11 protein-coding genes are annotated in these 12161 nt (G+C 40.4%); 4 read left to right on the forward strand and 7 right to left on the reverse strand.

Going from position 1 to position 12161, the window contains the following annotated elements:
* Nucleotides 1-102: 102 nt before the first annotated feature.
* From NLX65_RS03845 to atpB, 7 genes are all read right to left on the reverse strand, one after another.
* Nucleotides 103-648: a hypothetical protein gene (locus tag NLX65_RS03845; RefSeq protein WP_260537373.1), complete on the reverse strand. Its 546-nt coding sequence runs from the start codon at nucleotides 646-648 to the stop codon at nucleotides 103-105.
* 433 nt (nucleotides 649-1081) lie between these two features.
* Complete coding sequence (atpG, locus tag NLX65_RS03850) at nucleotides 1082-1957, reverse strand: ATP synthase F1 subunit gamma (protein ID WP_260537374.1); 876 nt, start codon at nucleotides 1955-1957, stop codon at nucleotides 1082-1084.
* A gap of 62 nt (nucleotides 1958-2019) precedes the next feature.
* Nucleotides 2020-3600, reverse strand: a complete 1581-nt coding sequence (gene atpA, locus NLX65_RS03855) for a F0F1 ATP synthase subunit alpha (RefSeq protein ID WP_260537376.1) — start codon at nucleotides 3598-3600, stop codon at nucleotides 2020-2022.
* A 68-nt stretch (nucleotides 3601-3668) separates the two neighbouring features.
* Nucleotides 3669-4208 carry an ATP synthase F1 subunit delta gene (atpH, locus tag NLX65_RS03860; protein ID WP_260537377.1) on the reverse strand — a complete coding sequence of 180 codons (540 nt, stop codon included), beginning with the start codon at nucleotides 4206-4208 and terminating at the stop codon, nucleotides 3669-3671.
* Nucleotides 4209-4228: 20 nt separating this feature from the next.
* The gene (atpF, locus tag NLX65_RS03865) at nucleotides 4229-4720 is read right to left on the reverse strand and encodes a F0F1 ATP synthase subunit B (RefSeq protein ID WP_260537379.1); all 492 of its coding nucleotides are present in this window, start codon (nucleotides 4718-4720) and stop codon (nucleotides 4229-4231) included.
* Between the two features lie 50 nt (nucleotides 4721-4770).
* A complete protein-coding gene (atpE, locus tag NLX65_RS03870; RefSeq protein ID WP_114910199.1) occupies nucleotides 4771-4998 on the reverse strand; it encodes an ATP synthase F0 subunit C in 228 nt (75 codons plus the stop codon).
* Nucleotides 4999-5065: 67 nt separating this feature from the next.
* A complete protein-coding gene (gene atpB / locus NLX65_RS03875) occupies nucleotides 5066-6097 on the reverse strand; it encodes a F0F1 ATP synthase subunit A (RefSeq protein ID WP_260537381.1) in 1032 nt (343 codons plus the stop codon).
* Nucleotides 6098-6450: 353 nt separating this feature from the next.
* Here atpB and NLX65_RS03880 point away from each other — a divergent pair, with 353 nt between their 5' ends.
* From NLX65_RS03880 to NLX65_RS03895, 4 genes are all read left to right on the forward strand, one after another.
* On the forward strand, nucleotides 6451-9258 hold the full coding sequence (locus tag NLX65_RS03880; RefSeq protein WP_260537383.1) for a hypothetical protein: 2808 nt from the start codon (nucleotides 6451-6453) through the stop codon (nucleotides 9256-9258).
* A gap of 395 nt (nucleotides 9259-9653) precedes the next feature.
* Nucleotides 9654-10283, forward strand: coding sequence for a hypothetical protein (locus tag NLX65_RS03885; RefSeq protein ID WP_260537385.1), 630 nt, complete (start codon nucleotides 9654-9656; stop codon nucleotides 10281-10283).
* A 66-nt stretch (nucleotides 10284-10349) separates the two neighbouring features.
* Nucleotides 10350-11771 carry a DEAD/DEAH box helicase gene (locus NLX65_RS03890; protein ID WP_260537387.1) on the forward strand — a complete coding sequence of 474 codons (1422 nt, stop codon included), beginning with the start codon at nucleotides 10350-10352 and terminating at the stop codon, nucleotides 11769-11771.
* A gap of 97 nt (nucleotides 11772-11868) precedes the next feature.
* Nucleotides 11869-12042: a hypothetical protein gene (locus NLX65_RS03895; RefSeq protein WP_260537389.1), complete on the forward strand. Its 174-nt coding sequence runs from the start codon at nucleotides 11869-11871 to the stop codon at nucleotides 12040-12042.
* The last annotated feature ends 119 nt before the right edge of the window (nucleotides 12043-12161 follow it).

Here is a 12161-nt window from a genome sequence, read left to right on the forward strand (position 1 = left end):
GTTTTTGCCAGTTCCAATAAGCCTAATTTCGGTTTAATGATTTTTTGATGTAAGTTCATAATAGGTATAATTTATATCCGTACAAAGTTAATAATTGTCAGATTAAATCTTAACTAGTACAACTAATGTTGTCCAGTGCATATCTATTGCAGCATACAGATGTTGTATAGTGAACTTATCTTTATTACAAATAACCCATTTGTTAAGAAACCGATCCCGTTCATCAGAATTATGAAAGTTTTTAGGATTTTTAATCCACTCTTTTAGTACGTTAAACTTATTGTCTACAAATTTTTCATTTGATACTATATCCTTTAATTTTAGATCCTCACCAGTAGCGCGTTCACGCCGTTCCACGGATTCGTCTGTTGGTTTTATATCTATAGATAGGACAGATTCAGTTTTCTGCAAGGTAGATAATATGATATCTCTTGTTTTATAAGGAATATTATTGAATTTATTATCATTAAGTACGCTATTTTTATATTTATCTTTTAGAATACCTTGGTCAGTAAAAATTGTATCATCTTGTTTCCAGACTTTTCTTGCCGCTTGTAAAGCGCCCTCGTCTTCTTTTAAAGTAAATATACTTCCATCGGAATAAAAATGGCAGTATAGATTTGTGCAAATAGGACTTGATATCTGCATACGCTTTTGTGCTGTTACCAGAAAGTAAAATAATTTTAGTAAAATGCGAGACTATTTTGTCAATACATACACTTTGTAAACGCAGCTTATCTTGCCTGTTATTATCAGGTTCTTGCGTGCAAGATAACGCTTGCTGATTGATATTTTCTAGGGTTTGACCATTTGTATGACCCACATCATCCCGTTCTAATCCACTACAGGATGCGATAAACGGTAACAAAACTAAATATTTTTTCATGATGAATTTTTGAATAAAAACAGAAATATAAGGACAGGTATGAATTGTAGCATACATAGTTCCTGCAGTTTTATTAAATTATTTAATAAAAAGCAAGTAAGCTAATGTAGACATGCTACTTTCCACCCTTCTTTCTGACCACAGTTACGCATTACACTAATCGCTTGATCAAGCAAAAAAGTGTAACTCCACACCTTACGACTCTGCTAAAGCTTCTGCACCACTTGTAATCTCTGCTAGCGAGTGGGTGATCAATGCTTGTCTAGTTCTATTATAACTGATACGCAGTACCTTTAAAAGCTCATCTGCGTTGTCAGTGGCTTGGCTCATAGTGGCCATTCTTGCAGCATGCTCACTGGCACTGGATTCAACCAGCATATGCATGATCTTATGCTGCAAGATCTTAGGAATAAGCGCTTCTATAAGCAGCTGTTGGGAGGGCTCATAAATGTAATACAGTGGCTGCGTAGGGGAGGGGTGCTCCTGTGCGACCATCTGCGGAAAAAAAGGCAAGAAAGGAACTATAGCTACCTCTTGTTTGGCGGAATTTTTAAAAGCAGTATACACCAATATAACTTCCGTATATCTATCCTTCTGAAAAGCGTCTATACAATAGGTAGTGAGCGTAGCACTAGCCTGGTCAAGCGGTTTTTCTAGCAACGCTACATAGTCATCTATAACCGGAAGATTATACTTTTTAAAAAACTGATCAGCTTTTTTGCCAATAACCAGCACCTCTACAGTGGTAGCGGTTGCTTGTTTAGTGATCTGTTCATAAGCTGCTTTGAGTACATTTTTGTTGAATGCACCGCACAAGCCTCGATGGGCAGCCACTACCACCACTAATAGCCGCTGCTCGTTGCTTGGTTTAGTTAAAGCAGGGGGAGTAGCTCTATTTTGTAATGCCTCATGCAACAATAGGCTATATTGCGTGGTATATTCTTTTAGAGGTAGTAGCACCTGTTGGATCTTATGCAATTTTGAAGCAGATACCATTTTCATCGCTTTGGTAATTTGCTGGGTAAAGGCTATCAAATTGATGCGATCTACTACTTCTTTAAGATGTGCCATAGTAATTGGGTTGCTTTGCTTTCTTTTTTATCGAAAAAATATAAATGGCTAAAAATACCTTTTTAAGCACTATACCTTATGAGGAGCGGTTTGGCTACCGCTACCAATACCTCAATGATGGGGTCTCCCCATTCGCCTCTTGCAATAGCTTCCAGCATAGTAAGATGTTGGGCACGGAGTAACTCTAAAAATTGTCGCTCAAATATTTTAAGTTGATCCAATGGAACATCATCCAAGTAGCCATTCATGGCTATATATAAAATAGCCACTTGCTCCTCTACCGCCATAGGGGCATGTAAGTTTTGTTTGAGTAGTTCTTGGTTTTTACGCCCTCTTTCAATAGCTTTCTTAGTAGTAGCTTCTAAATCAGAGGTAAATTTTGAAAAAGCTTCTAGCTCAGCAAATTGAGCTTGATCTAATTTTAAGGTGGCGGCTACTTTTTTGATCGCTTTAATTTGTGCCGCACCGCCAATGCGAGATACAGAAATCCCCACATTAATAGCTGGCTTGATGCCTGCATTAAATAAGTTCATTTCTAAGAAGATTTGCCCATCCGTAATGGAAATAACGTTGGTTGGAATATAGGCAGATACGTCACCCATTTGGGTTTCTATAATCGGTAAGGCAGTAAGCGACCCACCCCCTTTTATTTTGCCCTTTAAAGCAGGTGGAATGTCATTCATAGAGGCGGCCATATCATCACCAGCAATAATGCGCGCGGAACGCTCCAATAAGCGCGCGTGTAGGTAAAAAATATCCCCCGGAAAGGCTTCTCGGCCTGGTGGCCTGCGCAATAATAGCGACAACTCTCTATACGCAACGGCCTGTTTGGAAAGGTCATCGTAGATGATGAGTGCATCTCTTCCCGTGTCTCTAAAAAACTCACCAATAGCTGCGCCTGCAAAAGGGGCAAAAGACTGCATAGGCGCGGAAGAAGAAGAGGGGGCAGCTACAATAATAGTATAGGCCATGGCACCTTGTCGGGTCAATGTTTCGACTACACCCGCTATAGCAGATGCTTTTTGACCAATGGCTACATAAATACAATAAATAGGCTTGCCTTTCTCAAATAACCTACGTTGATTAATAATGGTATCTATCGCAATGGAGGTTTTGCCAGATTGCCTATCCCCAATAATCAGTTCCCTTTGGCCTTTGCCAATAGGAATCATGGCATCGATGGCTTTTAAACCGGTCTGGAGGGGGGCATCTACTGGTTGACGGTAAATGACACCAGGACCGTTGCGCTCTAGGGGCATTTCAAATGTTTCCCCCACTATAGGGCCTTTCCCATCTATAGGATGGCCAAGGGTATCCACCACGCGGCCTAGCAGCCCTTCACCTACTTGAATGGAAGTGACATGTTTGGTTCTGGTAACCACATCCCCTTCTTTAATCGCATTGGCCTCACCTAAGATCACCGCACCTACCATATGCTCTTCTAGGTTTAATGCCAATCCTTTGCATCCATTTGCAAAAGACAACAACTCCCCGGCTTGTACATTGCTGAGCCCATAGATGCGTACTACACCATCACCAGATTGAATCACTATACCTGTTTCTGCTAGTTCGGCCTCTGTTTTAAAATTGGCTAGTTGTGTTTTGAGTATTGCAGTAACCGCATCTGTATTTATTTGTGCCATTTGTTCCATTATAATTTTGTCTGCTCCTTAGAAAGGCATAAAGCGTTTGCATGAGCGTGCTATAATACCTAATGTAAAACGCTTTGTAGTGCCTGCAGACCATGTTTGATACTTTTATCTAGCTTTAATCCACCGATTTGAAGGATATAGCCTCCAATAATAGAGAGATCAATTTGTTGCTTCATGCGCACTTCCTTACAGGGCACCCACCTTTTTACCTCTTCTACTAATTTTTTGATCAAAGCTTCTGGTAGAGCAACAGCAGTCGTTACAAGGGCAAATTGAATCCCCATATGGTGGTGATAGGCGACGGAAAAGGCGGTTAAAATTTCCTTTAGTAAACCGATTTGATGTTGATCAATAAGTATTTCAAGCAATCTCCACACCATAGGGCTGAGCACCTCGTTGCCTATTGTTTGCAGTAGTTTTCGTTTTCCAGCATGGGGTATGGTAGGATTGTTGAGTATGTTATCTAATATAGGATGCTCCCTAAACTGATGGTGCAAAAAAGAGAGGTCACTATGGATGCGTTTCACTATACCACTTTGAATAGCTTGGGCTAAAAAAACGCTAGCATACCGTGCTGCTATCTTTTTGTTTTTAAACATAGATTAGGCGGTTGTCTGCACTAAGTAGATCGTTTTTCTGTGCATTGTTCTATGAACTCCCATTGGGATGCATCTTGACTGAGCTCTTTGACCAATAGCTTTTCAGCCACTTGAACGACTAATGAACCAACATGGGCTTTTACTGATTCCAGCGCCCTTGCTTCTTCTCTAGTGATTTCAATTTTAGCTTGTGTAACCAACTGTTCTTTCACAGCTAAGCCCTCCTGATGGGCTTGGTCAATGATTTCCCGCTGGGTGGCCAATGCCGCATCAATAATGCGCGCACGTTCCAACTCTGCTTCCCCTATTAATCTAGCGCGATCATCCTCTACTTGCTTCATGCATGCTTGTGCCTCAGTGATGGTATCTATAGCATGCGCTACGGCATCCTCTCGTGCTTTGACTACTTCTAAGATAGGCCTCCAGGCAAATTTAGATAATACGAACAGGACCACTAAGAAAGTAGTAGTTTGCCAAAATATAATACCAAAATCGGGTGTTATTAGCGTCATAACAGCTAGTGTTGTGGGCAAAGAGGCGATTCGATTTGACTAAAACAATATTACTTGGTAGCTATCAAGAGACAAACCAGCACACCAAAAAGTGCCACACCTTCAACCAGTGCGCAAGCAATAATCATGGCTGTTTGAATCTTTGCACTCATTTCTGGCTGTCTACTCATCGCCTCCATAGCTGCGGATCCAATTTTTCCAACGCCAATACCTGCACCTAAGGCAATAATACCTGCACCAATACTGGCACCAGCGTATGATAAACTTATATCTAACATAGAAATTTTCGTTTAATCGTTAAAGATGATAGGTAAATATACATAAAAACTCGGCAAATTAACCATGCTAATGGCTGCCTTCATCAACCGCCTGCCCCAAATAAATGGCAGAAAGTAGCGTAAACACATAGGCTTGCAAAAATGCAACGAGCAATTTTAGTAAAAACATAAAAGTACCAAAAGGTACACTGACCACAAAGCCTATGCAGGTACTTTTCATACTAAAAATAAGCCCTATAATGCTTAATAAGATAATATGGCCTGCTGTGATATTGGCAAATAACCGCACCATAAGGGAAAAAAACTTCGTTAGAATGCCCAATATTTCTACTGGAATCATAATGGGCAATAACCAACTGGGTACGCCTTCTGGCTTAAATATATGACGCCAATAGTGTTTGTTGCCATTAAAAATGGTCATTAGGATAGTAAAAGCCGCTAGCACTAAGGTGACGGAAATACTGCCTGTTACATTGGCTCCTCCTGGCAACAGCCCTAAAAGATTATTGAGCCATATAAAACAAAAAATGGTTAATAGATAAGGTAAAAATCTTGAATGGTGCTGCTTGCCTATGTTAGGCAGGGCAATTTCATTTTTTACAAAGGAGATGATCAGGTCTATACAAGCAAAACACCCTTTGGGGGGTGTAAGGGGGGCGTGCCTATAGTGTCGCGCGGTCCATAGCAGCCCGCTGACGAGTAGTACAATGCTTACAAACATCGCCGCTATATTTTTGGTAATCGATAGATCTAAAACAGATCTATTGGGATCTACACAATGAATTTTTTGATACACCAGGCGGTAGCCATGATAGTCCGTAGGTTGGTGGTGCGGATTATAAAAACGAGCAGAAGAAAAACACTCTAGGCCTCTATCTGAAGAATAGAGTATAATGGGCAATGGGAGTTCAATATGTTTGTCCGAAATAGTGGCAAAATGCCAGCTATGTGCATCTGCTACATGTTCCATAACACAATCCCCCGTTGCTTCTGGCATGGCGCGGGCACTAGGCGCCCATAATATACAACCCAATAGATAGCTGATCCAGGGGACTTTTTTTACACGCATCAGCTGGTTAAATAATCTAAAATGTAACATAAGCGGTTAGATACAACTGTTTTAAATAAACATGCACTATGCTAAGGTACGTAGTTGCAAGGAATTTTTCAAAAGATAAGATGTCTGTATCTATCATTTTTTAGTAAAAGGAGTTGTTTTCTTGATAAGAAAATAACAAAAAATCAAGCGCTGATGGAAAAAGTTTCTGAAAACACACCGATTTTAAAGTTTAATTTTTATTTCCGATTGCATTAAAATATTTACTATTACAAATTTTTTAATTCAGAAATCTATTTTTCTATTATTTTATTTACTAGTTTATTTATAAAGTCTAGTTACGCGTTATAGTTTATTTGAATTAAAAAGTCATGGTTTACTTTCCCTGTAAACGTTTGATTACGCATATATTATTGTTAGGCCAGCTCTTAACGAGTTGCGGTACCACAGGTTATTTACGTAGGGCTAGGTTTAGTCCTTGTTGTTCTTCTAGTTCTGTTTCAACATCTTCTTCTGCCATTTGTAGGGTTGGCCATACCGCTTCTATTCCTATTCCGCTTCCCCAAGGAGCTAGCAGCACTACACCCTCCTCAGCATCATCAGCTTTTAGCTATACCTTTTTCAAAGATCCAGGTTATAAGATTGTATTAGAACCCGATGGAGCTAGATTGAAAGCCATGGTTCACGATAATCGTTTTCCTGGACTAAGCCGTTCCTATGCAGCAGCTGTTAGATTCGAAAAAGGCTACCGCCTAGAAGATTTTGTCACTAAATCCCCATCTTATCAGTCTCATCATATTCATCTCTTATCCACAAATAATGATAGACCTATGGTTTATATTGGGTCACTTGGCTTAAAGGGAGGCTCGCAATGTTCTAAGTGTCAGTATCTCACATGGCCATGTTATGGTTGTGGGGCTCATTTGTGTAGTTGTTGTGGGGCCCATTGTAATAAATATAATTATGGAGTTTGTAGTGCAAAGGAAAAATTAATGCAACAACTCTACCAAGAGCGCCAAACTAGGAATAAGCTTCGTTATCAAAAGGAAGAGCTAGAAGCACTAACAAGCGAGCGTAAGGTGCTAAAAGAATATCTTATGCAAGAGGAAGCCTCTTTCAAAGCCTATTCCCAAAAGAAAAGAGCGGAACGTACAGCACGCTCTCTTGCACTTGTAGAAGCATTGGCCGCTAAAAAGCAAGCCATATACCACCAATCATTCTTAGATGAGACAAAAGTTCTATATAACAAGTTTATAGCTAATTTAGAGCTAGAAGTTACTTTGAAAGAAAGCATAGCTCAAGCAACTATTACCACCACCACGAGCGAATCTGCGGAAAATAGTTACGCTCATTTAGAAACGCCCTGGGATCAACCTATGGAAGCAGCTAGCATTTTCTCAGATGATTGTCCAGACCCTACTATCGATCCTGCGCTTCCGCTTAGTGTTGGGTTGTCCCCTCCTGTTTCTGTAAGCCACTACAAACAGCTCCTTACTTTTTGCACAAGTAGTGACAGCGGCCTATCCAGCGATGACTGCCAAGAAGATATATCAGAGGATTCGGATTTTGATGGTACCTTTTCTATTTATTCTTCGGCTAGCCTAGAAGATTTATCCGCTCTAGCGCCTATATCTGATTCTATTCCTCTAAAAAAATCAGCTAGTCTAGATAAAATTTTGAGTGCTTACTCCGTTAAAGCCTCTCTTTTAGCTGATCCATCCCCCCTTACCCGTTTGTTGACCTATTATAGCCTTCACCTATCTCCGAGTGCATACCTGCTATTTCTTAATGATACAGGTAATCTTATCCAAAACGCCCCTCCTGAGCTCCAGAGAGGCTTTATAGACCATCTTGTCGGTGGTGGTCAGTTATATGCCGATATTATAAAAGATTACCCTAGTTCAGAGTGGCTAGTCCGTAGTCTAGTGCAAGAGCTTATTCAAGATCCCTCTGGTAAGGCAGATCCTATTACCCTAGCGCACTTCAATAGCCATTGGAACCATCTTAGCCAGTGCTACACAAAAGATCAACAAATCGAACTACTTCATGCCCTATGGGAAGCCAAGAAAAGCGCTGATCTTACCCTTCTGCAACTAACCCATATCCTTGCAATCGTTTCATCTACGGGGCAAACCGGCTATGATATGGTATGTAGCGCACAACCCGATCAATTGACCCATCTAAAACATTACTGGTTATCAGACCAAGTAAGCAGTCTTCCCCACTTTGCCTCCTCCCCAGAAGCTTGTAGCCAGTTAACCGATGCGTTGTCCCGTACGCATCTAAGTCCATCCTTTATCCCCAGCTTGTTATCAGCTATACAAGACGAGGATGATCTCCCATCTTTACTCAACTTTTTAGAACTTATATCCAAGCGAAAAGTTCCAGAATTGATTGTATCGTCAATTATTTATGAGCAAGATGCTCCCCTATCCCTATCCAAAAGTAAATCGTATCAATGGCTTACCGCCCTTTGCTGCGAATTGTCTCTTATGCATCTATCTAAGATAGAGGCTGGCGCATCGGATGCCATAGCGCCTATCCTTTATAATTGCATTAAACAAGCGCCAACGATTGCACCATCTTTAGAATCGTTTATCTATAGCCGTAGCCATTCAATCGTTCAACACCCTTCTATTTTTATAGAGCTCCTAGCTCTTATTGATAACTACCAGATCAAAGAAGAGATCACTGCTTTCCTTTTCGATGCATTATTAAAAGAAATGCCTTCTAAGTGGGTCGCACAAGCTGACCAATGCATCACCGGTAAACTGTTCCAAGCTGCAGCACCCTATAGTGTAGAAGCGTTGATAGCGCAGATGGTTGCATCAGCCCCTTCTATGCTATATAACACCCCCTCATCAGATCATACGTTTGCATCTTCCCACTACCTAAAAAAAATAACCATAGAAAAAGTATTAACCCACCAGGTAGTAGAAAACTTAAAACCAGCTATTAAGGCTCAGTTGATTTCAGTAATAAATGGCTATGAACAAGAGTTAGCTATCCTAGAAACTAGAGCGCGTGGGTTAAGAGAGGATATCAAAAAAGCAGAATCAAAATACTTGGATTTATCTAGGTGTTTTAATATTGAAAATCAAGCTTATAAAAACGAATCAGCCGCATTAAAAGCAGAAAAAAAAGCGCTGAGCATCGAAATAGATAAGTTAGTAAAAGAGAATGAAGAAAATTTAAAAAAATAAGAAGCAGCGGTCAAGAAATCAGAAGCGCAACTGGGAGAGAAGGCGGATACATCTACCCCTCCATCCCTGCAAACCGAACAACCAAAAGAACCATCAAAATTAGCAAAGTTACAAGATAAGCTGAATACGTTATCCAAAACAGGGTCAAATCTAACAACTAGCTATAAAGTAAAAAAAGAATCGTATGAAGCTGCTTCAGCAGCGTTATTCAACCAAATCAAGGTTTTAGAAGTAGACCTATTCAAATTAGAAGAAAACCAAAAACCAATCAGATTAAAGATAAAACACCTATCGCAAGAAGATGCCACGAATTTTTCTGATTATAGCCTCTATAAAGAAGTTTTAGATAGCTTTTGTAAGTTGAAACCCACGTTACGTACCTCTACCATAAACCATTGGATCCATATAGTCCATCAGCCTTAACTAGGTGGTCACAAGAGATAAAGGGTAAGGGATCAAGCCTATTTGGTGCGCATACTATATCAGAGGTTATTTACGGGATTAACCAAGCGGCTAGCCTATCTAACAATACTGGCCTGACCAAAAGCCAACATCTAGATCTATTAAGCAGGCTTTTCCCTTTCTGTAAACAGTCTAAAATCGAGCGTTCAAAAGATCCCTTAGTAGTAATTTGCTTAGCTGCTATCTGTGCCTTACAAAATGGTCAAGTATCGTTGGTAACCGATTCTAAGGAATGGTCTATTTCAGAATCAGCCATCTTATCCTACCTACCTCTATTTAAGATACTTGACCTAACTGCTACCAAAAGAGATGGCATAGCTTCTTTATCCAGTTGTAAAAGCAATATAGTCTATGGCAAGCGTAGTGATTTCTCACCTATTCCTCGTATCATGGACTGCAACTTATTGCAACAAAAACAACAGCGCATAGATCATTGTTACCATGCCCCTAGGGAAAAAGGATTAACAACGCTACAAGATTCGGCTAATCAAGCTGTAGATCTATCTAAAGTAGGTGAATTACAACAAATTCCAGCTTCCGATGTAGCAGTTGCACCCCCTTGAGCTGCCTATGAACAGCTCAAGCAACAATATGAGGCTATTGAAGCATCCTACCAATCTCCCGCTCGTATGCTGCAAGACTCCTCCCTTGACTTTAAGGAAAAACCTATTGCCCAATGGAACCAAGAAGAGATAAAAGATTGGGCCACCTATGTGCAATCTCACTACCAGCCAGTCCTAGAGATAGAACTGGTAGCAGCTGTCCAACATGCCGTCAAGCTACACTATCCCTTTAGCCCTAGGCCTACGCAACTGTTAGCCTTATTAGCGCTGTTACATCCTACTTATGCTAAGGGTCGTTTGGCTCAAATCAATACCGGCGAAGGCAAGTCTTTAATTGTGGCTATGTTAGCGGCTATTCATGGCTTACAAGGCAAACAAGTAGATGTTATCACTACCTCTACCGAGCTTTCCATACCAGAAGTAAAAGAAAAAAGTGGCTTCTTTAAACTACTCAATTTAAGCGTATCAGAAAACAGTCCATCGAGTAATAAAGCAGCTGTCTATAAGCATCAAATCGTATATGGAACGGCTAGTGATTTTCAGGCAGATATTTTAAGACAAGAATTTTTAGGAGAAAATACTAGAGGTGACCGTGGCTATGATATAGTCTTAGTAGATGAAGTAGACAGTCTTCTGTTTGATAACCGTTCCCATAGCGTACGCCTTGGCTCGAGCCATCCAGGTATGGATCACCTAAAACTACCATTAGGTACCATCTGGCACTATATACAATGGATGATAGATCATATGTTCGAGTATAAAGGGCAAGTCTATTTTACAGCAAAAGATTCCATAGGTCCAGCTAGTGATATAACCACTGATACAAGTGTTATACCTATACAAGAAGACAAAAGAAGCTTTATCACTCGCATGACTAGAGTCTATCTAGAGCAACTGCTTAGAAAGTTAGACCCTACTGAAGCCCAGGAATACAAAGAACATTTCAAGAAGCGATCTGAGATTGCTCAATTAGAGCAAAAAATAAAATCTATTAAGGAGCAAAGTGGCACTGCTCAAGCGGCAATACAACACCGGGATCAGCTTGTTGAAGCACTGCACGACCTACCATGGAGTCAACGTGCGCCGATTTTAGATATGCCAGATCATCTGCGTCAGTTTGCCCGCATCCAGCTTCCTAGTTGGATTCAGCATTGCCTCAGTGCGCTATACGATTACCAAAAAAAGAGACATTATATTGTCTCAAAAGAGCACAGGATTGTCCCGGTTCAATATAACCAAACAGGGGTATTACAGCCCAACCTAGTTTGGAGCGATGGCTTGTGCCAATTCTTACAGATAAAAGAGGGGCTATCGGTAGACCCCGAAAGCATATCCACGAATGCTTTTTCAAACATAGGATTTTTCAAACGCTATGGTAAAGCGCTCTATGGTCTCACCGGTACACTAGGCCAAGCTGCTACTCGCTCTTTTCTAGAAGCGCTATACGGCGTAGACTTTGTAGTAATACCCGCCCTATCAACGCATTAAAATTCAAGACAATAGCCATACACCTTACTTATGCAAAGCGCTTAGACCGATAGTAGTAGCGGAGAAAGATTGGTGTCCAGCTATCCTATACCACTTATTGCACCATGCCAAACAAGGTCGAGCCGTATTGGCTATCTGTAAATCGATAAAGCATGTAGAATACCTAGAGGCGCAACTTAAAGCCCATTATGACCCTAAGAAGGTTTTTACCTATACAGGTGTTACAACTTTACAAGAGGATAAGGTCAATAGTGGAGACATTAATATGTAGTAGTCAAGATTTAATCTGACAGGCAGTAAAAATTTAAGTATTAAAGTTGTCCGTTAAGTTAAATGTGTCAGTTAGGTTGTTAAGATAAGCGATTTGATTATTTTTTTCAAAGACTAATT

It is taken from the genome of Candidatus Cardinium sp. TP (assembly GCF_025215055.1).
Classification (GTDB): domain Bacteria; phylum Bacteroidota; class Bacteroidia; order Cytophagales; family Amoebophilaceae; genus Cardinium.

Coding starts and splice junctions, on each gene's coding strand:
- NLX65_RS03845 (WP_260537373.1), bottom strand. CDS start 648: ATGCAGATATCAAGTCCTATTTGCACAAATCTATACTGCCATTTTTAT.
- atpG (WP_260537374.1), bottom strand. CDS start 1,957: ATGGCACATCTTAAAGAAGTAGTAGATCGCATCAATTTGATAGCCTTT.
- atpA (WP_260537376.1), bottom strand. CDS start 3,600: ATGGCACAAATAAATACAGATGCGGTTACTGCAATACTCAAAACACAA.
- atpH (WP_260537377.1), bottom strand. CDS start 4,208: ATGTTTAAAAACAAAAAGATAGCAGCACGGTATGCTAGCGTTTTTTTA.
- atpF (WP_260537379.1), bottom strand. CDS start 4,720: ATGACGCTAATAACACCCGATTTTGGTATTATATTTTGGCAAACTACT.
- atpE (WP_114910199.1), bottom strand. CDS start 4,998: ATGTTAGATATAAGTTTATCATACGCTGGTGCCAGTATTGGTGCAGGT.
- atpB (WP_260537381.1), bottom strand. CDS start 6,097: ATGTTACATTTTAGATTATTTAACCAGCTGATGCGTGTAAAAAAAGTC.
- NLX65_RS03890 (WP_260537387.1), top strand. CDS start 10,350: ATGCTGCAAGACTCCTCCCTTGACTTTAAGGAAAAACCTATTGCCCAA.